Source organism: Streptomyces sp. AMJ-169 (assembly GCF_055597585.1).
The window spans coordinates 446,989-472,149 of the sequence record NZ_JBVLTJ010000007.1; the positions used below are offsets into that span (position 1 = coordinate 446,989).

A 25,161-nucleotide genomic window follows, 5' to 3' on the forward strand; every position below is an offset into this window, starting at 1 on the left:
GAGCCCCCCGCCTCTCAGAGGGTTCGCATCCGTTTCATGGGGTATTCGGGTGATATGAACACCGCATCCGTCATGCTGGCCGCCCCGAGCGGTCTGCTCAGTCTGGCGCTGTTCGCGGTAGGTATCGCCGTCGTGGCGATGCTGGCCGGCGCCTTCTGGCTGGGCGCACGCATCAGGGACCGCGAGCCCCCGTGCCCGCGCCCCGAGGAGCAGCCGCATCTCCCGCCGGACGGCGCCGTCCATGAGATCCGGGAGACCAGGGAGCCCGACGAGGTCCCGCGCACCCCCAAGGGCGGCCGGCCCCTCACCCCGTACCAGCTCTCGAACTCGCAGACCCGCACCGCCGCCGACAAGGAGCGCGGGCGCTGGAGCAGAGGCGGCAGCGGATCCTTCGGCGGAGGCGGCCTGGGCGCGCACTGACCGCCCACCGGCAGCAGGCGCCGCCCGGCGACCCCCTCACCCCGCCGGGCGGTCTTCCCCTGCCCCTCCCCGCTGTCCCCACAACCCCCTTCTGACCAGGGCAATCTTTCTCCCAGGGTGCTTGCGGCACCATGATCGGCTGAACTAGCGTCCGGAAGTGCACAGTTCCGTGCACGAGTTCCTGCGACGATGGAGGCCGTATGCCGTACCAGTGGACGGTGTCGGGGGCATGACCGCATACAACCTCGCCGGCATCCTGGAAGGCTCCGCCGCACGGTATCCGGAGCGCACCGCGATCGTCTTCGGCGAGCTGCGGCTGACGTACGCGCAGGTCGACGCGGCGGCCTCGCAGGTCGCGAATCTGCTGGTGGAGCGGGGCGTGCGGCCGGGCGACAAGGTCGCGCTGTCGATGCCGAACCTGCCCTACTTCACGTTCGCCTACTACGGCATCCTCAAGGCGGGCGCGACGGTCGTCCCGCTGAACGTGCTGCTGAAGGCGCGCGAGGTGGCGTACCACCTCCAGGACTCCGACGCGAAGGCGTTCATCGCGTTCGAGGGCTCCCCCGAGCTGCCGATCGGCGACGCCGCGCGGGCCGCCGTGCGCGAGGTGCCCGAGGTGGAGCTGCTGATCGTCGACCCGGCGCGCGAGCTGCCGTGGGCCGGCCGCGCGCCCGTGTTCGAGACGGCCGGGACCGACGAGGACGACACGGCGGTCATCCTGTACACCTCCGGTACGACCGGCCGCCCCAAGGGCGCGGAGCTGCGGCACCGGAACATGCGGGACAACGTCTCGATCGACACGGAGCTGTTCGGCGCGTCGGCGGACCGCCCGGACACGTTCCTGTGCGTGCTGCCGCTGTTCCACTCCTTCGGCCAGACGGTGATCCAGAACGGCGCGCTCGCGTACGGCGGGACGATCGTGATGCTCCCCCGCTTCGAACCGGCGGCGGCGCTGCGGCTGATGCTGGCGCAGGACGTGACGTTCTTCGGCGGGGTCCCGACGATGTACTGGGCGCTGCTGGGCGCGCTGGACGACTCGGTGGACGTGACGAGGCTGGCCCGGAATCTGCGGGTCGCCGTCTCGGGCGGCTCGGCGCTGCCGAAGGAGGTGCACCGGGCGTTCCAGGAGCGGTTCGGGGTGACGATCCTGGAGGGGTACGGGCTGTCGGAGACCTCGCCGGTCGCGTCGTTCTCGCGGCTCGGGCAGGAGCCGCGGCCCGGGTCGATCGGGGTGCCGGTGCCGGGCGTCGGGATGCGGCTGGTCGACGGCGACGGCTCGGAGGTGACGGGCGGCGCGGACGCGATCGGCGAGATCGCGATCAAGGGCCACAACGTGATGAAGGGGTACTACAAGCGCCCCGACGCCACCGCCGAGGTGCTCAAGGACGGCTGGTTCCACACCGGTGACCTGGGGCGCAAGGACGCCGACGGCTGGTACTACATCGTCGACCGCGCCAAGGACATGATCATCCGGGGTGGTTTCAACGTCTACCCGCGCGAGATCGAGGAGTTGCTCATGGAGCATCCGGCGGTCTCGCTCGTCGCGGTCGTCGGCGTGCCGCACACCACGCACGGTGAGGAGATCAAGGCCGTCGTCGTGCGCCGGGCCGGGGTCGAGGTCACCGAGGAGGAGCTGGTCGGCTGGGGCAAGGAGCGGCTGGCGGCGTACAAGTACCCGAGGGTGGTGGAGTTCGCGGAGGCGTTGCCTATGACGTCTACGGGGAAGATCCTTAAGCGGGAGATCAGCTGAGGGGGCGTTTTCGGCGGGGGGGCTTCCGGCGGGGGTGCTCTTGGTTCGCTCGGGGGTGCGCTTCTGACTCGCTCGGGGGTGTGCTCCTGGCGCGCTGAACCTAGCGTTTGCTTGGTGCTGCTGGCTAACCTGGCGGCATGGCCCTCCAGTTGGACATGTCGGGCAAGGTCGTCCTGGTCACCGGGGGGACGCGCGGGGTCGGGGCGGGGATCGCGGAGATGTTCCTCAAGGCGGGCGCGCGGGTCGAGGTGTGCGCCCGCACCGCGCCGGCCGCTCCGTCTGAGGGGTTCACGCGGGTCGACGTCCGCGATCCGGAGCAGGTCGGGCGGTGGGTCGCGGACGTGGCCGGGCGGCGCGGCCGTATAGACGTGGTGGTGAACAACGCCGGGGGCGCTCCGTACGCCGCCTTCGCGTCCGCCTCGCCAGGGCTGCACCGCAAGGTCATGGAGCTCAACTTCCTTGGTCCCGCGCACGTTTGCCAGTCGGTGTTCCCGGTGTTCGACGGGCAGCCGGAGGGCGGGGTGGTCCTCAACATCACGTCGATCAGCGCGCGCCGGGTGAGTCCGGGGACGGCCGTGTACGGGGCGGCGAAGGCGGCGCTGGAGAGTCTGACGGCCTCGCTGGCCGTGGAGTGGGCGCCCAAAGTCCGGGTGAACGCGGTGAGTTGCGGGCTGGTCGCGACGCCGGGGGCGATGGATCATTACGGCGATCCGGAGCAGGTCGCCCGGGTGGCGGCGACGATCCCGCGAGGGGTGTTCGCCCGGCCCGAGGACGTGGGCGCGGCGTGCGTCCTGCTGGCGTCGCCGCTCGCGGCGCATGTCACGGGGGCGGTGCTGAACGTGGACGGGGGCGGGGAGTGGCCGGCGTTCCTTCAGCACACGCCGCACGCGTGACTTGAGCAAATGCTTGGTCGGTGCCGGGGTCGTTATGCTGTGCGTCGCACAAGATCGGGTGGGAGGGAACGAGCATGGCGGAACGACGTCCCGCCCGTACGGTGGCCGTCAACGACGGTGCCCCGAAAGCAAGTTCGGAGCGCCGGGCGCAGCTGCTGGGGATCGCGGCGGGCCTGTTCGCGACGCGCGGCTACCGGCAGACGACGGTGCGGGACATCGCGGACGAGGCGGGCATCCTCTCGGGCAGCCTGTACCACCACTTCGGCTCGAAGGAGGAGATGCTGGACGAGATCCTGCGCGGTTTCCTCGGCCGGCTCCTCGCGCGTTTCACGGAGATCGAGAAGGAGTCCGCCGATCCGAGGCAGGCCCTGGACCGGCTGATCGCGCACTCCTTCGCCGTCATCCACGAGTCCCCGCAGGCCGTCGCCCTCTACCAGAACGAGTCGGGCACGCTCGGCGCCCGCCCGGGTTTCGAGTACGTCGACCAGTGGGGCCGCGGGATCGAGCGGATCTGGCTGCGCGTCCTCAAGTCGGGCCAGGAGTCAGGGGCGTTCCGCGCCGACGTGGACGCGCATCTGACGTACCGCTTCATCCGCGACACGGTGTGGTGCAGCGTCCGCTGGTACCGTCCGCGCGGAAAGTTCCGCCACGAGGCGGTGGCCGAGCAGTACTTGTCGATCCTGTACGGCGGTCTCGTCACGGAGTGACGGGCACTTCCCGGTAGCGCAGCCCTTGGGGGTCGATCTCCTCGCGGATCAGGCGCAGTTCGGCCGGTCCGGGCAGCCGGGTCCCGGTGACGCCGGTGGCGTCGAGGGGGAAGCCGGTGCGGGCGCGGACGTCGTCGACGCTGACGCCGGGGTGGACGGAGCGGATGCGCAGCCGGCCGTCGTCGCCATAGTCCAGGACGGCCAAGTCGGTGATGACCAGGCCTAGTTGATGGAACGTCAGCTGTCCGGCGCGGTCGTTGCCGACGCCGCAGACGATGTCGACCTTCTCCACGAACACCTTCGCGGAGTGGCGGGGCACCCAGTAGTCGGTGCGGTGGTTGGCGGTGTTGCCGGGGGCGCCGCGCACGCCGATGAGCTGGCGGGCGGGGCGGCGCCAGTCGCCGATCGCGGAGATGTTCTGGTTGCCGTGGCGGTCGATCTGACTGGCCCCCATCATGCTGTGCCGGCGTCCGCTCTCCAGGAGTTCGAAGATGCGGGCGAAGGGGACCCAGCCTTCAACCACTCCTCCCTCGGCGGCAGTTGTGCCGAGCGGCGGGGGTTCGCTCATGTAGTAGGCCTCGCCGTCGGAGAGGACGAGGTCGGGGGCGGTGGTGCGGCGGGCGAGGCGGGCGCCGATGCCGGGGATCAGGCCGACGGGGTGGGCGAGGATCTCGCCGGCGTCACGCCAGGCGTCGGCGCAGGCGGTGGCGCACACTTCGGCCCGGGTGGCGGTCATCGCCCCTCCTCCGCGTGGAAGTCGGCGACCGCCTGCCGGTACTCGGCCTCACCGCCGTCGAGGAACCGTTTGCGGAACATCTCCCACGTGCCCGGGTCCTTGGCGGCTGCCGCGTAGTGGGCCTGGAACGCCTCGTCCCGGGGCCGGTCGGGCACGCACGACGTGAAGTGCGCGCCGCCCGGTGCCTCGATGACACCGGTGACGAAGATGCGGCTGATCAGCAGCGTCTGGGCGGGCCCTTCGGCGAGCAGGTCGGGTACGACGCGTTCGGCGCTGACGTAGGTGCGGCCGGCGGCGCGGGCGAACAGGTCGTCGAAGTACGGGTCGGGGCCCAGGTATTGGGCGTTTCCGGCCGGGTCGGCGCGGTTGACGTGGAGGAGGGCGACGTCGAGCGGGAGCGCCTTCATCGCGACGTACACCTCTGTGCCGTAAGGGGAGTTGATGGTTGTGAGGTCGGGGTTCATGGTGAGGACGTCGGAGCCGAGGCCGGCGCGGGTGGGGAGGAAGGAGAGGCGGGAGGCCGCCGCGCGCAGGCCGGTGACGACCATGCCCTCGTCGTACTCGGCGGTCTCGATCGTGCCGTGCTCGCGGGCGGCGCGGAAGTGGGGGTCGAGGGGGATGCTGTCGAGCGAGACGAATCCGTAGACCAGCTTGCGGATCTTCCCGGCGGCGCAGAGCAGGCCGACGTCGGGGCCGCCGAAGGAGACGACGGTGAGGTCGCGGACGTCGCTGCGCAGCAGTTCGCGGACCAGGGCCATGGGTTTGCGGCGGGACCCCCAGCCGCCGATCCCGATCGTCATGCCGGACTCGACGGTCTCGGCGAAGTGCTCCAACTGCACTGTCTTGTCGGCCATGTTCGTCCTCTCGGGAACTCGGCTCCGGCTCATACCAAACAAATGCTTGGTGGGTTACCGTAGGGCGCCGTTACGGCTCCGGACAAGCAGGGGGGCTGATGGACCTGCCCGAGTATGTTCCCGGTCATGGGTTGCTGGCCGGGCGGACCGTGGTGGTGACGGCCGCCGCCGGGGCGGGGATCGGCTCGGCCGTCGTGCGGCGCTGTCTCGAAGAGGGCGCGCGGGGCGTGGTGTTGGGGGATGTGCACGAGCGGCGGCTGGGCGCGGCGCGGGCGGCGCTGGCCGAGGAGTTCGGCGCCGGGCGCGTCGCGGCGGTCGTCTGCGATGTGACCGTAGAGCAGCAGGTCGAGCAACTGCTGGACGCCGCGGAGGAGTTCGGCGGGGTGGAGGTGATGGTGAACAACGCGGGGCTCGGGGGGACGCGTTCGGTGCTTGAGATGTCGGACGGGGAGTGGGGGCGGGTGCTGGACATCGGGCTGACGGGGACGTTCCGGTGTGTGCGGGCGGCCGGGCGGCGGATGGTGCGCGCCGGGCGGCGGGGGGTGATCGTCAACAACGCGTCGGTGGTGGGGTGGCGGGCGCAGGAGGGGCAGGCGCACTACGCCGCCGCGAAGGCCGGGGTGATGGCGCTGACGCGGTGCGCGGCGCTGGATCTCGCGGGGCACGGCATCCGGGTGAACGCGGTGGCGCCGAGTCTGGCGCTGCATCCGTTCCTCGAAAAGGTCACCGACGCGAGGCTGTTGGCGGAGCTGGCGGGCAAGGAGGCGTTCGGGCGGGCGGCCGAGCCGTGGGAGGTGGCCAATGTCGTGGTGTTCCTCGCGAGCGGCTACGCGTCGTACATGACCGGTGAAGTGGTCTCCGTGAGCAGTCAACGCGCTTGAGGGGAGGGCTTGTTGTGGCACTGCGTACGGCGCTGTGCGAGCTGGTCGGGGTGCGGTACCCGATCGTGCAGACGGGGATGGGGTTCGTCAGCGGGCCCGAGCTGACGGCGGCGACGGCCGAGGCCGGGGGGCTCGGGATTCTCGCCGGGGCGACGCTGTCGCGGGCCGAACTCCGGTCCGCGGTACGGGCGGTGCGGGAGCGGACCGGGGCGCCGTTCGGGGTGAATCTGCGCGGGGACGCGCCGGATGTGGTGGAGCGCGGGGAGCTGCTGGTGGCGGAGGGGGTGCGGGTCGCGTCGTTCGCGCTGGCGCCGCGCGAGCGGGTGGTGCGGCGGCTGAAGGACGCCGGGCTGGTCGTGATCCCGTCCGTGGGGGCGCGGCGGCACGCGGAGAAGGTGCGGGCGTGGGGCGTGGACGCGGTGGTCGTGCAGGGCGCGGAGGGGGGCGGGCACACCGGGGGTGTGCCGACGTCGATCCTGTTGCCGCAGGTCGTGGACGCGGTGGACATTCCGGTGATCGCGGCGGGCGGGTTCCGGGACGGGCGGGGGCTGGTGGCGGCGCTCGCGCAGGGCGCCGTGGGGATCGCGATGGGGACGCGGTTTCTGCTGACGAGCGACTGCACGGTGCCGGAGGCGGTGAAGGCGGAGTACCTGCGGCGGGGCGTGGACGGGACGGTCGTCACGTCCGTCCTGGACGGGGTGCCGCAGCGGGTGCTGCGTACGGAACTCGCCGAACGCCTGTCGCGGGAGCGGGCGTTGGGGCGGGCCGCGCGGTCGCTGCGCAGCGCCTTCCGCTTTCACCGGACCTCCGGCGTCCGCTGGGCCGACATGGTCCGCGAGGGGCTCGCCATGCGGCGGAGTCATCAACTGGGCTGGTCCCAGGTGCTGATGGCGGCCAACACCCCGGTGATGCTGCGGGCGTCGATGGTCGAGGGCCGCATCGATCTGGGGACGCTGGCGTCCGGGCAGGTCGCCGGGGTGATCGAGGATCTGCCCAGCTGCAAGGAGCTGATCGAACGGATCGTCGCGGAGGCGGAGTCGGTGCTCGCGCGGCTCGGTGCGGAGTGAAAGGACGCGTATGGACAGCGACTTCGTCAAGGCGTCGGTCGACGGGCGAGGCGTCGCGGAGGTCGTCATGGACCGCCCTCCGGTCAACGCCATCCCGGTGTCGGGCTGGTGGGCCCTCGCGGAGACCCTGACCGCCCTGGGCCGGGACCCGGCTGTACACGCCGTCGTCCTGCGCGCGGCGGGCCGTGGCTTCAACGCCGGTGTGGACATCAAAGAGTTGAGGTCCGACGCGAGCGCGATCGTGGCGGTGAACCGCGCCTGCTCCGCCGCGTTCGCCGCCGTGTACGACTGCCCGGTGCCCGTCGTCACGGCCGTGCACGGGTTCTGTCTGGGCGGCGGGGTCGGTCTGGCCGGCACCGCGGATCTCGTACTCGCCGCCGACGACGCCTACTTCGGGCTGCCGGAGGTGGACCGGGGCGCGCTGGGCGCGGCGACGCACCTCTCCCGGCTGGTGCCGGCGCAGCGGGCGCGGGCGATGATGTACACGTGCGCGACGGCGAGCGCGGCCGAACTCCAGGGCTACGGCTCGGTGTTGGACGTCGTCCCCGAACCACGGCTGCGGGCGCGGGCGTTGGAGGTCGCGGGGGAGATCGCCGGGAAGCATCCGGCGCTGATCCGGGCGGCGAAGGAAGCGTTCAACGGGATCGACCTGTGGGACGTGAAGCGGAGTTACCGCTTCGAGCAGGGGTTCACGTTCGAGGTCAACCTGTCGGGTGTGGCCCGGCAGGAGCGGTTCGGGCTCGGTGAGTGATGGATCTGACGTGGAGCCCCGAGGAGGAGGCGTTCCGGCGGGAGGCGCGGGCCTGGCTTGCGGAGCATGTGCCGTCGCCGCCGCTGCCGTCGGGGGACACCCGGGAGGGGTTCGCGGCCCATCTCGCCTGGGAGCGCGAGCTGTTCGCGGCACGCTGGTCTGCGGTGTCGTGGCCCGAGGAGTACGGCGGCCGGGGCGCGTCGCTGTGGGAGTGGCTGATCTTCGAGGAGGAGTACCACCGCGCGGGCGCCCCGGCCCGCGTCACGCAGAACGGCATCTTCCTGCTGGCCCCGACCCTCTTCGCGTACGGAACTCCCGAGCAGAGGCGGCGCGTTCTGCCCCGGATGGCGGCGGCCGAACAGCTGTGGGCGCAGGGCTGGTCGGAGCCCGGCGCCGGGAGCGACCTGGCGGCGATCCGCAGCCGGGGCGTCCAAGTCCCGGGCGGCTGGCGGCTGTCGGGGCAGAAGACGTGGACGACGCGGGGCGCGTTCTGCACCCATCTCTTCGGGCTGTTCCGCACCGATCCGCAGGCCGAGCGGCATCACGGGCTCACCTATTTCCTCCTGCCGCTGGACGCGCCCGGCGTGACGGTCCGGGGCTTCGAACGGCTCGACGGGGACGAGGGGTTCGCGGACGTGTTCCTCGACGACGTGTTCGTGCCGGACGCGGACGTCCTCGGCGCGGCCGGGCAGGGCTGGCAAGTCGCGATGGCGACGACGGGGTCCGAGCGGGGGCTGACGCTGCGCTCACCCGGCCGGTTCCTGCACACCGCCGAGCGGCTGCTCGAACTCGCCCGCTCCCGTGGGGAGTTGCGGGACCGGGTGGTCCAGGCGTGGATCGACGCGCAGGCCTATCAGTGGTTCACGCTGGAGCAGGTGACGGCTGTCGCCGACGGGCGGGAGCCGGGCGCCGAGTCCAGTCTCAACAAGGTGTTCTGGTCCGAGCTGGACGTCCGGCTGCACGAGACGGCGCTCGAACTGCTGGGCCCGGAGGCCGAGTTGGCCGGGCCCTGGAGCAAGGGTTTCCTCTTCTCGCTGGCCGGGCCGATCTACGCCGGGACCAACGAGATCCAGCGGAACATCGTCGCCGAGCGGCTGCTCGGACTGCCGAGGAGGTGAGTCGATGCGGTTCTCCGTGTCCGAGGCGGACGCGGCCCTCGCCGAGGCGGCGGCCGGGGTGCTCGCGAAGCCTTTCCCGGACGCCGGATCGGCGTGGCGGGCGCTCGGGTCGGCGGGGGTGCTCGGGGCACTGGTGCCGGGCGGGGCGGGGCTGGACGAGAACTGCCTGACTCCGCTGATGGAGACGCTGGGGCACAGCGGGCTGGCGGTTCCGGCCGCCGAGACGATCGCCGTCGGGGCGCCGCTGCTGGCCGGACTCCCTTTACTGGAAGGGGTGTTGAGCGGGTCGGCGCTGCTGACCGTGTCACTCGCGGACGGACCGGTGCCTTTCGCGGCCCGCGCGGACCTCGCCGTCGTAGCGACAGGAAACCGTCTGGTCCTCTTCCGGCGCGAGGAGTTGACCGTCGAACCGCTCACTTCGGTGGACGGCACCCGGGACCTGGCCCGGATAACCACCCCTGGCACAGGGGGTGTTCTGCTCACCGAGGACCCTGCGGTGGCGCACGCGGCCTGGCTGCGCGGTGTGCTGGCGACGTCCGGGCTCCTCGTCGGGCTCAGCTCCCGCATGCTGGAGCTGACCGTCGCGTATGTGCGGGAGCGGCGCCAATTCGGGGCGCCCGTCGGGTCGTTCCAGGCGGTCAAGCACGCGCTGGCGGATGTCGCGGTGGCGCTGCGGTTCACCCGGGCGTCGGTGCTGGCCGCCGGATGGGCGCAGGCGGCCGGGGCCACCGACGCCGACGTCCGGACGTCGGCGGCGAAGTCGCTGGCCTCGGAGACGGCACGGAAGGCGGCACGGGCGGCGATCCAGTGCCACGGCGCGATCGGCTACACCACCGAGTACGAGCTGCACCGGTACGCCAAGCGGGCGTGGGCGCTCGCGGCGGACTGGGGCGGGCCCGCCTGGCACCGGGCGCTCATCGCGCGGCAGCTCGGGCTCAACTCTTCGGAAGGGGACGGTGCGTGATGATCTGTCAGGACCGAGTCGCCGTCGTGACGGGGGCCGGGCAAGGGCTGGGGCGTGAACACGCGCTCGCATTGGCCGCCGAGGGAGCGGCAGTTGTCGTCAACGATCTGGGGGCGGCGGCGAAAGCGGTCGCCGACGAGATCAGCGCGCGCGGCGGCACGGCCGTCGCCGACCTCGGGGACGTCAGCGACTGGGGGTACGCGGAAGCCTTGGTGCGCAGGGCGGTTGAGGAGTTCGGGGCGCTCGACGCGCTGGTCAACAACGCCGGGGTCAACCGGGACCGGATGCTGGTGTCCATGTCCGAGGAGGACTGGGACCTCGTCCTGCGGGTCGACCTCAAAGGACACGCGGCGCCGCTCCGGCACGCCGCCGCCTACTGGCGCGAACGGGCCAAGCAGGGCCGCCCGTTGGCAGCGCGGATCGTCAACACCAGTTCCGGGGCAGGGCTGATGGGCAGCGTCGGGCAGGGCAACTACGCCGCCGCCAAGGCCGGTATCACCGCGCTCACGCTCGTCGCGGCGGCCGAGCTGGCGCGGTACGGCGTCACCGTCAACGCCATCGCCCCGGCCGCGCGGACGGCGATGACCGAGGCGGTGTTCGCGGAGCGGATGCGGGCGCCGGAGGAGGGGTTCGACGCGATGCACCCCGGCAATGTGTCCCCGCTGGTGGTGTGGCTGGCGTCGGCCAGTTCGGGGGAGGTCAGCGGGCGGGTGTTCGAGGTGGAGGGCGGGGTGATCAGCGTCGCGGACGGCTGGCGGCACGGGCCTCGGGTGGAGCGGGGGCGGCGGTGGGAGGTGGGGGAAGTGGGCGCGGCGGTCCGGGAGTTGCTGGGGCGGGTGGCGGGGGCTGCGGAGGTGTACGGGAGTTGATGAAGGGAGCCCTCGATATCCATGGCGGCGTACGGGAGCTGACGCGAGGGGCACTTCAAAAAGAGGGCGCGGCCTCAGCCGACCCACTTCACAAAGAGGGCGTGTCCTCAGCCGACACGGTCCACCAACCCCCACTCCAACGCCCGTTCAGCACCCACCGTCCGCCCGCTCAGCATCAGATACAGCGCCCGGTGCCGGCCGACGCGCCGCGTAACGCTCACCGTCCCCCCGGCCCCCGGAATCAGCCCCATGCCCAGCTCCGGCAGCCGGACACGCGTATCGGCAGCGGCGTACAAGCGAGCGGCGAAGGCGGGCAGTTCAATGCCGGCGCCCACACAGTGCCCGTGCACCCTGGCCGTCAACCGATCGCGCAGAGCATGGAGTTGGAGCCCCGCGCCCGCGTGGACGCGGATGAGATGGGCCGCCGCGAGATCGCTCGCGGTGCCGAACTCGGCGAGGTCGCCGCCTGAGCTGAAGCCGGGCCCGGCACCGTCGAGGACGACTTCGCGGACGGTCGGATCATGGGCGGCGATCTGAAGCGCTTCGGTCAGCGCGTCCCGGAGCCGGGCGCTGTGGGCATTGCGCCGCTCGGGGTGATTGAGGGTGAGCCGGAGGATGTCGCCGTTCCGCCTTACGAGAAGGGGCTGTTGGGGCACGACAACCGGCGCGGCTGACCTCCCCCGCGCCTTGAGCCAGTCGGCGAACCCGGCACCGCCGAGGAGGGTGGAGTAAGCGAGCGACTCCGCTTCGAGAGCTTGCCGCACCGGCAACCCCCGCTGAATCCCCAGCAGTTGGCGCAGCACCAGAGCCGCCTGCGGCTGCCGCTCCGCGCACTCACGCATAAACTCCGCTTCCCCCAAAGGGTCTTCGACCACGACCGTCGTCCGGTCCCCGGCATCACGCACGACCGTCACATCCAGCGCATCCGACAACGCGCCGCCCGACAAAGTGCTCCACCCGACCAGCAACCGCTGGCTCTCCCGCGCCCGCCGCTCAGCCTCCCGCACATCCGCCGCCGTCCCCGTCCGGTCCAAGTCGACGATCAGCAAGGGCTGTTCCAGAACACCCCCCTCCCCCAGAAGGTCCATGTCGGCGGCGCCTGCGGCGAGTTCGGCCACGGAGATCATGCGTTCACTGTGGTCGCCAAGGCGAGCCGGGTCTAGCATCCGGGCATGATCGACCCGCCGGATCCCCGCCGGGCCGCCGAGGACTGGGCGTGCAGCGGCGTACCTCTGCTGACCGGCCACGCCGACGGCCCGCCGCTGCTGCCGCCCGGCGGAGCGGCTGCCTTCGCCGCGAAGCTCACCGAACACATCGCGGCGGCGGGCGGAGCACGGCTGGACGGGGCTCAACTGCTCGCCGAGCGGGCCGCGTTGAGCGGACGCGGACGGAAGGGCCGGCGCTCGGTGGGCGGGAGCTGCCGCCTGCTGCCGACGCGCGACGGATGGGCGGCGGTGTCCGACGCACGGCCCGACGACCCGCTGCTGTGGGCCGCGTTAACCGGCAAGGACCTCAACACAGCGGCAATACAGAGCCAGTTGGCCGACTGGCTGGCCACACACGACGGCGCCGCCCTCGACGAACGCACCGAACTCCTGGGCCTCGCAGGCGCGTTCCTCCGCCCCCGCCCCGACCGCACCTGCCCGCTCCCCGGCCGCCCCCGCTCCGCCACCGGCCTCCTGGTCGTCGACTTCAGCGCCCTCTGGGCGGGCCCGCTCTGCGCGCACCTGCTGGGCACGGCCGGAGCCCGGGTCGTCAAGGTCGAGACACCGTCCCGCCCGGACGGCGCGCGCTTCGGCGACCCCGTCTTCTACGACCTGCTGCACGCCGGACACGCCTCGGTCGTCCTGGACCCCGCCGACCCGCGCGGCCGGGCCGCCCTGCACGCCCTGGTCGCGCGGGCCGACGTGGTGATCGAGTCCTCCCGGCCGCGCGCGCTGCGGGAGTTCGGCCTGGACGCGGAGGCGGAGGCGGCGCGGGGCTGTGTCTGGGTGTCGGTCACGGCGTACGGGCGGGACTCGGGGCGGATCGGTTTCGGGGACGACGTCGCCGCCGGCCGGGGACTGGTCGCCCGCGACGCGGCCGGGCTGCCGGTGTTCGCGGGGGACGCCGTGGCCGACCCCCTCACCGGACTCCTCGCCGCCGCGCTCGCACTGTCGGAGCCGGGCGGGGGTGTGGTGTGGGACGTGGCGATGGCGGACGTCGTGTCGGCGTGCCTCGCCCTGCCGGACACCGAGGGTGAGATCGTGCGCCGGGGTGCCGGCTGGCTGCTCGAAACGGGGTTCGAAACCCTGCCGTTGCGGCCCCCTCAGCCCCGGCGCCCGGCCGGCGAGGCGAAGGCGAGTGGCGCCGATACCGCTTATGTCCTGCGGGAGTTGGGGATCGACAGGCCGTGAGCGGACTCCTCATCCAGCACGCCGAGGTCGCCGGCCGCCGGTGCGCCGTACGCATCCGGGGCGGGGTGGTCGCGGAGCTGGCCCCTGCCCTCTCCCGGGTCCCGGGCGAGGAGGAGATCGACGCTCAAGGCGGCGCTCTCATCGCCGGGTTGACGGATCATCACCTCCATCTCCACGCCCTGGCTGCCTCGTTCACCTCCGTCCCCTGCGGCGGAGACCTGCGGGCCGCGCTGCGGGCCGCCACCCCGGACCGGCACGGCTGGATCAGGGGGACCGGTTACGACGAGCAGGCGGCCGGGGACCTGGACGCGGCCGGCCTTGACGCCTTGCGCGCCGACGTCCCCGTCCGTGTCCAGCACCGGAGCGGGGCCCTGTGGGTGCTCAACTCCCTTGCCGCAAAGGCCGTTGGGCTCGACGACGCCTCGCACCCCGGAGTCGAGCGGGACTCCGCAGGACACCCGACCGGGAGACTTTGGCGGGCCGACGACTGGCTGCGCGCCCGTCTCCCGCCCGTGCCGCCGCCTTCCCTTGCCGAGGTCGGCCGGAGACTCGCCCGCTACGGCATCACCGGCGTCACCGACGCCACCCCCCACCTGTCCCCCACCGCCGACTTCACCGAACTCCCCCAGCACGTACTCCCGTTGGGAGCCTCGGCCCACCGAGCTCCCTGGAAGATCGTCCTCGCGGACTCCGACCTCCCGCCCCTCCCCCGGCTCGCCGCGGAGATCGCGGCAACTCACGCCACCGGACGGCCGGTTGCCGTGCACACCGTCACCGCCGTCTCTCTCGCCCTCCTCCTCGCCGCCCTCCGGCAGACCGGGCCGCTCCCCGGTGACCGGCTGGAACACGCCGGGGTGGTCCCAGGACAAGCGCTGCCGGTCATCAAGGAGTTGGGGCTGCGGATCGTCACGCAGCCCGGTTTCCTCGCCGACCGAGGTGACCGGTTTCTCGACGGCACGGAAGCGCACGAACACGACTCCCTCTACCGCTGCGCCTCGTTCCTCGCCGCCGGCATTCCCCTCGCCCTGTCCAGCGACGCGCCGTACGGGCCGCTGGACCCGTGGGCGGTGATCCGGGCGGCGGTGGCGCGCCGGGCGCCGGACGGCCGTACCGTCGCCGGACGTGAACGGCTCAGCGCGGCACAGGCGTTGAGGGCGTATCAGGCCCCCGCGCTCGACCCCGGCGGGCCTCCCCCGGCGGTCCGGCCCGGTGTCCCCGCCGACCTGGTGCTGCTTCGCGCACCTTTGGCGCATGTGCTCGCGCGGCCCTGCGCCGAGGCCGTGCGGGCCACGTTCATCAGAGGGGTCATCCGATATTCATCGGATGTGAATCATCCCTGACCCTTGTCACTGTCGGCGATGACGCCGTAACGTCCTCGATATTCCGAGATACATCGGAGGAATGACGGCCCTGGGGAGTTCACGGCAATGAAGCCCGCTCGCATCCGGTCCACCGCAGCCGCCGGCGTCGTACTGGCGGTGCTCGCCCTCGCCACCGCCTGCAATCGCGAGAGTTCCAACTCCTCGTCCTCGGGCGGGAGTTCGGCGAAGATCGGGATCGATCTGCCGCGCTCCGACTCCGACTTCTGGAATTCCTACGCGCAGTACGTGAAGAAGGACATCGCGGCCGACGGCATCTCCGCGCTGCCGCTGAGCAATTCGCAGAACGACGTGACGAAGCTGGTCGCGAACGTCCAGGTGTTCCGCAGCACCGGCGCGAAGGCCGTCGTCATGGCACCGCAGGACACCGGGGCGATCGCGTCCACGCTGGAGAGCCTGGCCGCCGCGAAGATCCCGGTGGTGAGCGTGGACACGCGCCCCGACAAGGGGGACGTGTACATGGTGGTGCGCGCGGACAACCGGGCGTACGGCACCAAGGCGTGCCAGTTCCTCGGCAAGCAGCTCAACGGACGAGGAAAAGTGGCCGAGTTGCAGGGCGCGCTCGACTCGATCAACGGGCGGGACCGCTCGGAGGCGTTCGCGCAGTGCATGAAGACCGAGTTCCCGAAGATCAGCGTGTTCGAGCTGCCCACCGACTGGAAGGGCGACGTGGCGTCGGCGAAGCTCCAGTCGCTGCTGGCCCAGCATCCCGACCTGAACGGGATCTACATGCAGGCGGGCGGGGTGTTCCTCCAGCCGACGCTGGCGCTCCTGGAGCAGAAAGGGCTGCTGAAGGCGGCCGGGCAGGCGGGGCACATCAGCATCGTCTCCAACGACGGCATCCCGCAGGAGTTCGACGCGATCCGCAAGGGGCAGATCGACGCGACGGTGTCGCAGCCGGCCGATCTGTACGCCAAGTACGCGCTGTACTACGCGAAGGCGGCGACCGAGGGGAAGACCTTCACACTGGGCGCGACCGACCACGGTTCAACAATCATCAAGATTCCGGGCGGACTTGAGGACCAGCTGCCCGCGCCGCTGGTGACCAAGGCGAACGTGGACGACAAGTCCCTGTGGGGCAACAGCATCAGCTGAAGCTGAAGGGACGGTTTCCCATGACGGACTTCCCGACGGACTCCCCGACGGCCGCCGCCTCGGCCGCCGCCACCCCGCCCGCCGGTCTCCCGGTCGCCGAAGCGGTCGCCGAGGCCACCGGCGTCACCAAGCGATTCGGCGCGACCGTCGCCCTGCGCGACGCCCAAATCCGCGTGGCCGCAGGCGAGTCGCACGCCTTGGTAGGCCGCAACGGCGCCGGCAAGTCGACGCTGGTCTCCCTGCTGACCGGCTTGCAGCGCCCCGACACCGGCACAATCACTTTCTCCGGCGCCCCCGCGCCCGCGTACGGCGACATCGACGCTTGGCGGTCCCGGGTCGCCTGTGTCTACCAACGCTCCACGATCCTCGGCGAGTTGACGGTCGCCGAGAATCTCTTCCTCAACCGGCAGAGCGGCAGCGCGCTGCGCCCGATCCGCTGGCGGCAACTGCGCCGCAGGGCGGAGGAGTTGCTGGGCGAGTACGGGGTCGCCGTCGACCCGGCCGCACGGGCGAAGGAACTCACCGTGGAACAGCGGCAGTTCGTGGAGATCGCGCGGGCGCTGTCCTTCGGGGCGCGGTTCATCGTCCTCGACGAGCCGACGGCCAAGCTCGACGCGCGCGGCATCACCCGCCTCTTCGACAAGCTCCGCGACCTCCAACAGCAGGGCGTGGCCTTCCTGTTCATCTCGCATCACCTCCAGGAGGTGTACGACCTGTGCACCACGGTCACCGTCTACCGGGACGCGGCGCACGTCCTGACCGCGCCGGTGGCCGGCCTCGGACACCGGGAGCTGGTGGAGGCGATGACCGGTGAGTCGGCGCCGCCGGTGCTCGACGCACCGCGTACGGCTCCGTCGGCGGCGGCGCTACTGACCGTGAACTCCCTTACTCTGCCCGGCGTTTGCAAGGACCTGTCCCTCTCGGTGCGCGCCGGTGAGGTGCTGGGCCTGGCCGGGGCCACGGCCAGCGGGAACGTACAGGTCGGGGAGGCGGTCGCGGGGCTGCACCGGGCGCGCGGCGGGCGGATCTCCGTCGCCGGGAGGGTCGTACGCACCGGCAGTGTGCCCTCCGCGCTGGCCGCCGGGGTGGGGCTCGTGCCGGAGGACCGGCATGTTCAGGGGCTGGTCGTGGGGCGGAGTGTCGCCGAGAACGCGACGCTGACGGTGACCGGCCAGTTGGGTCCGTTCGGGACCGTACTGCCGTCCAGGACAAGGGAGTTCGCGGGGCGGGTGATCCGGGAGCTGGACATCAAGACGCCGGGTCCGGGGACCGCGGTGGGTGAGCTGTCGGGCGGGAATCAGCAGAAGGTGGTGGTCGCGCGGGCGCTGGCGACCGATCCGGCGGTGCTGGTGGCGATCCGGCCGACCAACGGGGTCGACGTACGGTCCAAGGAGTTTCTGCTCGGGACGGTCCGGCGGATCGCGGACGGCGGCAAGGCCGCGCTGATCGTCTCGGACGAGCTGGACGATCTGCGGGTGTGCGACCGGGTCGTCGTCATGTTCCACGGGCGGATGGTTGCCGAGTTCGCGGCCGGGTGGCGGGACGAGGAGGTCGTGGCCGCGATGGAAGGTGTGGCGGCGATGGAAGGTGTGGCGGGCGCCCGGCGAGGGGCTGCCGCCGAAACCCCGAGCGATACCCCCAACTCCGCTTTCCCGGAAGGAAGCTGACGATGTCCGCCCCCACAGACCTCTCCCCCACGGCCGCCGGCCCCCATCCCCCGGACACCCCCCGCAGCCGCCCCCGCCTGGACCTGGGCCGCTTCCGTGACCTGTCCCTCGTCCCGGCGATCCTGGTCCTGATGGTGATCGGGTTCATCGTCTCGCCCGCGTTCCTGACCTACGACAACCTGATCGGCGTCCTCCAACAGTCCACCGAACTCAGCCTGTTGGTGCTGGCGACGACGTTCATCCTCGTCAGCGGCCGGATGGATCTGTCCCTGGAGTCGACGATCGGCGTCGCGCCGGTGATCGCGGTCTGGCTCGTACTGCCCACCAGCGGCGGCCGGTTCAACGGGCTGGGGCTGCTGCCGGAGTGGACGGCCGTCCCGCTCTGTCTGCTCGTCGGGGCGCTGATCGGCGCGGTGAACGGTTTCCTGATCCTGAAGCTGCGGCTCAACGGGTTCATCGTCACGCTGGGCGCGCTGACCATGCTGCGTGGGCTCCAAGTCGCCCTGTCCGAGGGGCAGTCGATCGTCGATCTGCCGCCGTCGTTCAGCTATCTGGGCCGGACGTCGTGGCTCGGGGTGCCGGCCGCGATCTGGGTGTGCGGGGCGCTGTTCGCGGCCGGCGGCTGCGCGCTGGCGTGGCTGCGGCACGGGCGGGCGCTGTACGCGATCGGCGGCAATCAGGAGGCGGCGCGCACGGCGGGCATCCGGGTCGACCGCATCGTATGGACGGTGCTGATCCTGGGCAGTCTGCTCGCCGCGTTCGCGGGCATCCTCTACAGCGGGCACTACGGTTCGATCTCGGCGACGCAGGGCAGCGGCTGGATCTTCCAGGTGTTCGCGGCGACCGTCATCGGCGGGGTCAGCCTGAACGGCGGAAAGGGCACCGTCTTCGGCGCCCTGACCGGGGTGCTGACCCTTCAACTCGTCGTGAACGTCATGACGTTGGCGGGGGTGCCGCCGCTGTGGAACCAGTTCCTCAACGGCGTCATCATCATCGTCGCGCTGATCATTTCCCGGTTCGCGAGCGGAGAGAAGCAGGAGTGAACTCGTGCTCCGCCCAGATCCGCCGGGACGCCTCTTCCGGGTAGGGCGCGGTCGTGGAGTCGGCGTCGAAGAGCCGGGTCAGCCGCCGCTCGCGGTCGTAGGCGGCCCAGCCGGGGTCCCCGGTCGTCGCGAACTGCGTCCAGGCGGTGCGGAATTGGGCGGACAGCGGTTCGGCGGCGGCAGCGTGTTCGGGGCCGACGAGGAGTCCGCCGAGGCCGCCGGCGTACACGCCGAAGGTGAGGGGGACGTCGACGCCGTGGCAGGCGCCGAGGGCTCCGCCGCTCACCGGGGCGGCCCAGGTCAGCTCGTACAGGTGGGCCCGTCCGCCGCCCTGGACCTGGGCTTCGGCGAGTTGCTGGGAGGGGATGCGGAAGAGGTGGTCGGCGCGGACGTGTTCCAGGAGCTGCTCGGCGGTGGCGTCGGGGAAGGCCGTGCGGTAGGCGGTCTCGGGGTCGGCGCCGGGGCCGAACGCCCGCAGCGCCTTCGCCGCCAGCGCGTCGTCGACCTTGCCGAGGACCCCGGCGAGCAGCGTGAACAGGCGGAATTCGTCCCGGTTGTGGCCGGTGACCAGCTCGACGTCCCGCCCGGCGCCGGCGGCGAGGGCCGCCCAGGGGGTGGTGGTCAGGAGGTCGCCGTCGACGACCGGCGAGTACGGGGTGGTGGTGAGGGCGATCGCCCCCCACCTGTCCTCGTACGCGCCGATGCGGGCGCTCAGCGCGGCGCCGGCCTCCGCGAGTTTCGCGGGCGGGAGCGCGGCGAGGGCGGCGGCCGTCGGGGGCAGGTCCAGCGTCTCGGCGAAGGCGGCGCCGATGTCGTACGCGAGGTCCGCGGCGAAGTAGGTGGCGGGCACGCTCTGGGTGATGGCTCGGTGAAAGAGGCCTTGGGTGCGGGGAGTTGACATCAGGGCGGCGATCGAGCCGGCGCCCGCGGACTCGCCGAAGACGGTGACGCGGGACGGATCGCCGCCGAAGGAACGGATGTTGGCCTGGACCCACTCCAGCGCGGCGATCTGGTCGAGGAGGCCGCGGTTGCCGGGGGCGCCCTCGATGTGCAGGAAACCCTCTACTCCGACACGGTAGTTGAAGGTGACGACGACCAGGTCGCCGTCGGCCGCGAGGCGGGAGCCGTCGTAGCCGGGGTCGCTCGCCGTGCCCATCTTGTAGGCGCCGCCGTAGATCCAGACCATGACGGGCCGGCCGGTCTGTGAACTGGCCTCGGGCGTCCAGACGTTGACGGTGAGCCAGTCGTCGCCGACGGCTTCGGAGGCCGGGCCCTCGGTGCCGGAGGTGAAGGGCTCCTGCGGGGGCGGCGGGCCGAACGCGGACGCCTCGCGGACACCGTCCCAGGGCTCGGGCGGCCGGGGGGCGGCGAACCGGCCCGCGCCGACCGGGGGCGCGGCGTACGGGATGCCGCGGAAGACGGCCAACTCCCCCTCGTAGCACCCGCGTACGGCACCGGCGGCCGTCCTCGCCTCCGGGAACTCGCTGCTGCTCATCGACGACTCCTCGACTCTGAGGGGACTTGAGGGTGTTCAGTGAACCATAGTTCACTTGACGAACAGGGGGTGGGTGGGCGGTGTTTGGGGCTCGCCGGGGGCCGGGCTGTCGGCGTTCGCCGGGTCACCGGGACGCGTCGGGCCGCCGGGGCTTGCTTGGCTAGCGCGTCAGCAACAACCCACAGCTGTAAGCCCGTCCGCGCCCCACCCCCTGCTCCAGCGCCGCGACCAGCGCCGCCGGATCGGTCACCGTCAGCGTCCCCCTGATCTCCGCGCGGGTCAGCCGCAGCCCCTCGTGCGGGCCCGCGCTGGAGAGTGCGGGGAGCATGCGGACGGCGAGGGAGTCCGGTTCGGCGGTGGCGCCGATGCGGGGGACGCCGTCCGGGCCCCGGGCGGGCTCGCCGGGCGGCTGGAGCCGGGCCAGGAACCAGTTGCGCACGTGATCGGGCCGCGTGTGCGCCGTACGCCGGCCGCGCGGGCGGTCGCCGGGCGGTCCTGCCGGCTTGCTGTACGTGGGGTTGACAACCGTGCGGAAGGTGAGCACGTCACCGGCGCGGAAGGTCCGGTCGACGGTGATGACGTGCGGTTTCCTGGTCAGCGCCCCGCGCGGCATGCCCGCCCAGTCGCCGGGCACCTTCGACTGCACGACCAGCACCAGCGCGCCCGCCTTGAGGTCCACGGACCACGTCGACAGCACCCCCATCTGCGCGCGGGCGTCCCGGTCCCCGTCGGTCGCCCAGCCGCGGAAGCCGCTCATCACCGTGCGGTGCATGTCCTGGGCGTCGATGAGGGACTTGGTGGTGTAGGGGTGGCGGGTGTCGAGGGCGAGGACGCTGTGGGTGACGACGAAACGGGCGGTCATGGGATCAACTCCGGCCATTCCTCCGCGTGTTCGTCGATGGTGACGCGGGTGCGGGTCTCCCAGCGGGTGGTGTGCTCGGGCCGGTCCGCGGCGAAGCTGACCGGCTGGTCCTGGACGGGGGTGGCGGCGGGGGCGCTCGGGGGCGCCTCGATCCACGCCCAGGGCCGGGGCACGGAGGGCGGTCCGTCGGAGGGCAGCGGGGCGGTCGTACGGAAGGCTTCCTCGATGGCGGTCCCCTTCCGGAGCGGGCCGGTGAGGGTGCCGGAGGGCGGGCAGGACTTGCGGCCCAACCACAGGAGGCGGCGCGGGTGTTCGAGGGCGTGGGCGAGGGTGCGCAGGAACGCGGCGTCGGGGTGCTGGAGTCCGGCGACGAACGCGGCGTCGGCGAGGTACCAGCGCTCGGTCACAAGTCCGCTGCGCACCAGCTGCTTTGAGACGAGCGCGCCCGAATCCGGGTCGGACACGATGTACTTGGGCGCCCCGTACCAGTCGTCGAGCGCGTGCCGCCCGAACGCCGGGCCCTGTGCCCGCGCCATGCTGTCCGCCAGCGCCGCCGCCCTGCGGTGATCGGTGATGACGTCGCGCGGCCGGACGGGGAAGCGGCCCGCGCCGACGAGGTGGTAGTCCCGGGCCGGCGTACCGGGCTGATCGGCGCGCACCCCGAACCGTACGTCCGCCAACTCGCGGAGCCCTTCGTCGCGTTCGTGGCCGAGGGCCGCCGCGCACAGGCCGAGGACGCCGGACTTGGTGGGGCGGCTGTGGGTGTCGCGGCGGCCGAAGCGGGAGACCATGCCCCAGGACTGGAGGGGGCCCGCGAGGCGGACGAGGAGGGTGTTCACGGGGTCAAGTCCGCGACGGAGTCGACGTCTTGGACGCCCAGGTTCTCAAGTACCGCGTGGATGGCGGGGTCGTAGGTCAGGACGCGGCCCCGGGTGATGTCGTCCCGTTTGCGGCACACGAACTGGTGGTGTTTCAGGAGTCGTTCGACCGCGATCTCTCCGGCGGGCCTGCTGTTCTCCTCGATGGGTTTCTGGAACGCGCCCGCGTAGTTGAAGGGGCGCTCGCCCTCGAAGGCGAGGACCAGTGCGGGCAACACCCCTGTGGAAGCGGTGGAGTTCTTCTTCGCCTGCGGGAACGCGTTGACGAAGGCGTCGACGAACTCCGCCTCCGCGGCTCGGGCCGCCGTCTCCGCCTCTTCCTCCGTCATGCCTGCCGCGCGGAGGTTCTGGCGGAGGGTACGGCGGTCGAGGACCGCGTGCCGGTAGAACGTGCCCGAGATGAGCGATTGGTAGCCGGTCATTCCGGCGCCGGCGTCGTCGGCCGCGTCCAGGAATGCCAGGGCGTCGCTTTTCCGGTCGATTTTCGCGTCGTCCGCTGCCGCGTAGAAGTCGTCGGTGGTTTCCGCTTCATGGACGGTGAAGGCGTGGCCGCTTTGAATTGCTCCGTCGACGTTCGGGGAATCGGCGATTTCCGCGAGGAAGCGGCCGTAGAGGGCGATGTCGATGGCGTCTCGGGGGGCCAGGGCGGTGAGGATGGCGTCTCGGGTGGGTTTGGGGAGGGCGGGGAGTTTGCTGTTTTCGCTGTCGGTGTCTTTCGATTTCACGACGCTCGCTTTCGCGAGGTAATCGTCGACCCAAGCGCCGATCGCCCGTTCCTCCGCCGCAAGGTGATCGGCGATGCGGTCACCCGCGTCGGCCGGGGCGAAGAGGAGGACTTTCGTGAGGTTGGCAACGGTGGGTTTCGCGGGGTCGCCGAATTTGAGTCCGGTCGCCTGGAGGACGGCGCGGGCAGTGGTCAGCGCGCGTTCCCTGGGCCAGCCGTGCCGGGTCTCCAACGCGCGCGCCGTCATGAGGGCCCATTCCCGGGTGCGGACACCCATGGTGTACCCGGAAAGCCGCCCCTTTCCCGAATTGGCCCGGTCCCGGGCGTACATGCGTTCCGCTCTGCGGCGGGCCTGGCTGGTGATCAGGTGGCGTTCCACTCCGCCGTAGACGATGGTTTTGGGGGCGCCGTTCTCGTCTCTTACGGGGAGGGCTGCTACTAGGGTTTCGAGGAGGTGGAGGGAGAGGAACTGGGGCCGGTCGGTCACGTCAGTCGGTTTCCTTCCTCGGAGTGGGCTTCGGTGCCGGGGCGTAGAAGTCGCGGGCCCAGCTGTATGAAATGTCGGCTTTCTTGTCTCCCCAGGCGGTCAAGTCATTGGCGAGACCCGGCCAGTAGGGCGGTGACACCTCGCAGGAACGCAGGCGCACGATGGCGTGCTGCAGATGACGCAGAGGCAGGCGTCGGCTGGCGACGATGCGGTCCATCAGCCGGCCGGCCCCCGGGTCATCGGGGCCGCGCCCGAGACTGTTGCCGATACGACGGGCCGCGGTGCCCAGGCTTCCCCGGCCCCAATGCGCTTCAGCGGCACCCTGGTGATAGACGGCGAAGAGGAATGCCACTTGCTCGAATACCTCATGCCGGCCCTCGTCGAAATGGCCCGCCAGGATGTGGGGTTTCTCCTTCAGACTCGGCCTGCGCAGTCGGGCCAGCGATCCGTAGTCGCGGCCGCGGACCAAGCCGGTGAGCCAACGGGTGAGTTGCTGGGCCGTGTCGGGAGGGGCTTGGTTCACTGCCGGTCCTCCTTGAGCTCGTCAGGGGCATCGGGGGCGGTGAGGTGGTGGTCGAGGAGGCGGGCCGCCCTGGCGCGGGCGCGGTGGCCTCTGGAGTTGGCGGGGAGAGAGGACAGCCGGTAGCCCAAGAATCTCCGCGCGGACTGGGCGAGTTCCGCGGCGTACTCGACGAGGGCGTCGTACGTCCGTTCCTGGTCCTCGGTAGCCGCCGTTTCTTCCAGAAGGGCATGAAAAGGCCCGGCGGCATGCGCCCAGTGTTCGGGGCTCGCGTCGAAGCGGGCCAGTTGTGCTGCTTTATCGCTCGGTTTGGGGTTGGGATAGGTGATGCTCCAGGCGACATAGGCAGCTTTGGACAGGCACGTGGCCACGTACTCCGCGATGGCCGAGCCTCGCTCGGCCGCGTGGCGCAGTTCGGCATGGCGGCCGGGGACAAAGGGGAAAGTGTCCGAGACCCAGGTGAGGACCGTGGTCTGTTTGGTGATCACGCCCACGGCCCAGAGGGTGACGCTGAGGTCGCTGAGTTCCGCGAGGCGATGGTAGAGATCTGAAGGATGGTTCTTTTTCACCACCGCCGCGTATAAAGCATGCGCTTCACGCCATAGGGCTCGGGAGGCCGACGGGCGCAGGGGGCGCTCACCTCCTCTGGCCGACTCGTAGACGGCGTCCTGCATGTGATGGTCCGGGAGGGGTTCGAGGAGTTCCCCTGCCGCCATCAGGACTCGGTCCACGGCGAGTTGGCCGTCTTGGGTGAGCACGGGCCGCAGGAGGATCGAACGGCCGAGGACGGTGTGCAGATCAGCCGGACCCTCGACTCGACGCCCTTGCGGCTTGACTCGAAAGCCCCGGCGGGGGACCTCCGTCCACGTGCGGTTGAAGGTGCCGGGATGTCCCTCGACCGGGGCCAGGTTGATGAGGAGGGTTTCCCTGAGCGTCCGTCCCAGAGCGACGACGCGGACACGGCTGGTCAGACGTCCGAGGGCGAGGTTGGTCAGGGCCGGGCCGAGGGTCTCCTTTCCGGAGATCCGGGCGCGTCCGCCGGGCCCGTAGGCGTGCTGGACGAGCGTCGCTCGAAAAGCCTCGTCGACAGGGAGAGGATCTGGGTGTTCCAAGTGGTGGTGGTCGAAGAACTGGTTGTAGTCACCGGCTCGTTCGATCACCAATTGGGCGGGCCCCGCGCCGTATTGATCCAGGAAGGGCGCGAGGAGGGAATTCTGACCGAGGGGTTCCGTGGGGTGGAAGAGGTCCCAGTGGCCATCGGGACGTTTGTTAAGCCAGTCAGCTACTTTTTTCAAAAGATCGCCGCTGTACACCTGCTCACGCAGAGCATCGGCCTCGGCGGGGAATCCCGGGAAGGAGTAGCAGATCGCCAGGAAGTACTCCAGCAAGGCGATACCCTCGCCCGGGGTCTCCGCCGCGATGCCGGACAGCTCGTGGGCTTGATCCAGTGTCTCGATCAGGGAGGTTTTGCCTCTCTCCCCGTTTACCTTCAGTACCGGGACGCACTTTTGTCGCCGTGGGTCCCAGTGGTGGCGTAAATCGGCATAGGGTTCGGACAATGTGTGCCTACCTCTTACCGCCCGGCATGGTTCCTGCTCAGATGGA

Annotated in this window: 24 protein-coding genes; 15 read left to right on the forward strand and 9 right to left on the reverse strand. The window is 71.3% G+C overall.

Translation table 11 applies throughout. The features are described from left to right. The first annotated feature begins 54 nt into the window (after window positions 1–54). The 4 genes from ACYUD3_RS20380 to ACYUD3_RS20395 all read left to right on the forward strand — a co-directional run bounded on the left by ACYUD3_RS20380 (window position 55) and on the right by ACYUD3_RS20395 (window position 3,770). The gene (locus ACYUD3_RS20380) at window positions 55–420 is read left to right on the forward strand and encodes a DUF6479 family protein (protein WP_470971837.1); all 366 of its coding nucleotides are present in this window, start codon (window positions 55–57) and stop codon (window positions 418–420) included. A gap of 229 nt (window positions 421–649) precedes the next feature. Further along, entirely contained in the window at window positions 650–2,170 is a 1,521-nt protein-coding gene (locus ACYUD3_RS20385; RefSeq protein WP_470971839.1) for a long-chain-fatty-acid--CoA ligase, read from the forward strand. Window positions 2,171–2,307: 137 nt separating this feature from the next. After that, window positions 2,308–3,063: an SDR family oxidoreductase gene (locus tag ACYUD3_RS20390; RefSeq protein ID WP_470971840.1), complete on the forward strand. Its 756-nt coding sequence runs from the start codon at window positions 2,308–2,310 to the stop codon at window positions 3,061–3,063. A 74-nt stretch (window positions 3,064–3,137) separates the two neighbouring features. Next, window positions 3,138–3,770: a TetR/AcrR family transcriptional regulator gene (locus tag ACYUD3_RS20395; protein ID WP_470971842.1), complete on the forward strand. Its 633-nt coding sequence runs from the start codon at window positions 3,138–3,140 to the stop codon at window positions 3,768–3,770. Here the strand turns inward: ACYUD3_RS20395 and ACYUD3_RS20400 are convergent. Both ACYUD3_RS20400 and ACYUD3_RS20405 read right to left on the reverse strand, forming a co-directional pair. Beyond that, window positions 3,760–4,506, reverse strand: a complete 747-nt coding sequence (locus ACYUD3_RS20400; protein WP_470971844.1) for a CoA-transferase subunit beta — start codon at window positions 4,504–4,506, stop codon at window positions 3,760–3,762. The genes ACYUD3_RS20395 and ACYUD3_RS20400 overlap by 11 nt on opposite strands. Then, window positions 4,503–5,360, reverse strand: coding sequence for a CoA transferase subunit A (locus ACYUD3_RS20405; protein ID WP_470971846.1), 858 nt, complete (start codon window positions 5,358–5,360; stop codon window positions 4,503–4,505). The genes ACYUD3_RS20400 and ACYUD3_RS20405 overlap by 4 nt, the downstream gene beginning before the upstream one ends. 98 nt (window positions 5,361–5,458) lie before the next feature. On the opposite strand from ACYUD3_RS20405, the gene ACYUD3_RS20410 reads away from it, so the two are divergent. Genes ACYUD3_RS20410 through ACYUD3_RS20435 form a run of 6 tightly spaced genes read left to right on the forward strand, consistent with a single transcriptional unit; the run spans window position 5,459 to window position 11,010 of the window. Continuing rightward, window positions 5,459–6,241, forward strand: a complete 783-nt coding sequence (locus ACYUD3_RS20410) for an SDR family oxidoreductase (RefSeq protein WP_470971848.1) — start codon at window positions 5,459–5,461, stop codon at window positions 6,239–6,241. 20 nt (window positions 6,242–6,261) lie between these two features. Continuing rightward, window positions 6,262–7,308, forward strand: coding sequence for an NAD(P)H-dependent flavin oxidoreductase (locus ACYUD3_RS20415; RefSeq protein WP_470971978.1), 1,047 nt, complete (start codon window positions 6,262–6,264; stop codon window positions 7,306–7,308). A 10-nt stretch (window positions 7,309–7,318) separates the two neighbouring features. Continuing rightward, a complete protein-coding gene (locus tag ACYUD3_RS20420) occupies window positions 7,319–8,059 on the forward strand; it encodes an enoyl-CoA hydratase family protein (protein ID WP_470971850.1) in 741 nt (246 codons plus the stop codon). After that, window positions 8,059–9,177 (forward strand): acyl-CoA dehydrogenase family protein, encoded by a 1,119-nt coding sequence (locus ACYUD3_RS20425; protein ID WP_470971852.1) that lies wholly within the window; start codon window positions 8,059–8,061, stop codon window positions 9,175–9,177. Before ACYUD3_RS20420 ends, ACYUD3_RS20425 begins: the two co-directional genes overlap by 1 nt. A gap of 4 nt (window positions 9,178–9,181) precedes the next feature. Continuing rightward, window positions 9,182–10,141, forward strand: a complete 960-nt coding sequence (locus tag ACYUD3_RS20430; protein WP_470971854.1) for an acyl-CoA dehydrogenase family protein — start codon at window positions 9,182–9,184, stop codon at window positions 10,139–10,141. After that, window positions 10,141–11,010, forward strand: a complete 870-nt coding sequence (locus tag ACYUD3_RS20435) for an SDR family oxidoreductase (protein ID WP_470971856.1) — start codon at window positions 10,141–10,143, stop codon at window positions 11,008–11,010. Before ACYUD3_RS20430 ends, ACYUD3_RS20435 begins: the two co-directional genes overlap by 1 nt. Before the next feature lie 107 nt (window positions 11,011–11,117). Here ACYUD3_RS20435 and ACYUD3_RS20440 read toward each other — a convergent pair whose 3' ends face one another. Continuing rightward, window positions 11,118–12,137, reverse strand: a complete 1,020-nt coding sequence (locus ACYUD3_RS20440) for an enoyl-CoA hydratase/isomerase family protein (RefSeq protein ID WP_470971858.1) — start codon at window positions 12,135–12,137, stop codon at window positions 11,118–11,120. A 45-nt stretch (window positions 12,138–12,182) separates the two neighbouring features. On the opposite strand from ACYUD3_RS20440, the gene ACYUD3_RS20445 reads away from it, so the two are divergent. The 5 genes from ACYUD3_RS20445 (at window position 12,183) to ACYUD3_RS20465 (ending at window position 18,590) form a co-directional block, all read left to right on the forward strand. Further along, complete coding sequence (locus ACYUD3_RS20445) at window positions 12,183–13,406, forward strand: CoA transferase (RefSeq protein ID WP_470971860.1); 1,224 nt, start codon at window positions 12,183–12,185, stop codon at window positions 13,404–13,406. After that, the gene (locus tag ACYUD3_RS20450; protein WP_470971862.1) at window positions 13,403–14,746 is read left to right on the forward strand and encodes an amidohydrolase family protein; all 1,344 of its coding nucleotides are present in this window, start codon (window positions 13,403–13,405) and stop codon (window positions 14,744–14,746) included. Before ACYUD3_RS20445 ends, ACYUD3_RS20450 begins: the two co-directional genes overlap by 4 nt. Window positions 14,747–14,833: 87 nt before the next feature. After that, window positions 14,834–15,880: a sugar ABC transporter substrate-binding protein gene (locus tag ACYUD3_RS20455; protein ID WP_470971864.1), complete on the forward strand. Its 1,047-nt coding sequence runs from the start codon at window positions 14,834–14,836 to the stop codon at window positions 15,878–15,880. A gap of 20 nt (window positions 15,881–15,900) precedes the next feature. Continuing rightward, a complete protein-coding gene (locus ACYUD3_RS20460; RefSeq protein ID WP_470971866.1) occupies window positions 15,901–17,547 on the forward strand; it encodes a sugar ABC transporter ATP-binding protein in 1,647 nt (548 codons plus the stop codon). A 2-nt stretch (window positions 17,548–17,549) separates the two neighbouring features. After that, on the forward strand, window positions 17,550–18,590 hold the full coding sequence (locus ACYUD3_RS20465) for an ABC transporter permease (protein WP_470971868.1): 1,041 nt from the start codon (window positions 17,550–17,552) through the stop codon (window positions 18,588–18,590). On the opposite strand, the gene ACYUD3_RS20470 is transcribed toward ACYUD3_RS20465, so the two are convergent. From ACYUD3_RS20470 to ACYUD3_RS20495, 6 genes are all read right to left on the reverse strand, one after another. Next, on the reverse strand, window positions 18,553–20,085 hold the full coding sequence (locus tag ACYUD3_RS20470; RefSeq protein ID WP_470971870.1) for a carboxylesterase/lipase family protein: 1,533 nt from the start codon (window positions 20,083–20,085) through the stop codon (window positions 18,553–18,555). The genes ACYUD3_RS20465 and ACYUD3_RS20470 overlap by 38 nt on opposite strands. A 160-nt stretch (window positions 20,086–20,245) precedes the next feature. After that, window positions 20,246–20,947 (reverse strand): type I-E CRISPR-associated protein Cas6/Cse3/CasE, encoded by a 702-nt coding sequence (locus ACYUD3_RS20475; RefSeq protein ID WP_470971872.1) that lies wholly within the window; start codon window positions 20,945–20,947, stop codon window positions 20,246–20,248. After that, on the reverse strand, window positions 20,944–21,738 hold the full coding sequence (cas5, locus tag ACYUD3_RS20480) for a CRISPR-associated protein Cas5 (RefSeq protein WP_470971980.1): 795 nt from the start codon (window positions 21,736–21,738) through the stop codon (window positions 20,944–20,946). Before cas5 ends, ACYUD3_RS20475 begins: the two co-directional genes overlap by 4 nt. 44 nt (window positions 21,739–21,782) lie before the next feature. After that, entirely contained in the window at window positions 21,783–23,036 is a 1,254-nt protein-coding gene (locus tag ACYUD3_RS20485) for a type I-E CRISPR-associated protein Cas7/Cse4/CasC (RefSeq protein WP_470971874.1), read from the reverse strand. Between the two features lies 1 nt (window position 23,037). Beyond that, the gene (casB, locus tag ACYUD3_RS20490) at window positions 23,038–23,559 is read right to left on the reverse strand and encodes a type I-E CRISPR-associated protein Cse2/CasB (RefSeq protein ID WP_470971876.1); all 522 of its coding nucleotides are present in this window, start codon (window positions 23,557–23,559) and stop codon (window positions 23,038–23,040) included. Then, window positions 23,556–25,115 (reverse strand): type I-E CRISPR-associated protein Cse1/CasA, encoded by a 1,560-nt coding sequence (locus ACYUD3_RS20495; protein WP_470971878.1) that lies wholly within the window; start codon window positions 25,113–25,115, stop codon window positions 23,556–23,558. Before ACYUD3_RS20495 ends, casB begins: the two co-directional genes overlap by 4 nt. Between the last annotated feature and the right edge of the window lie 46 nt (window positions 25,116–25,161).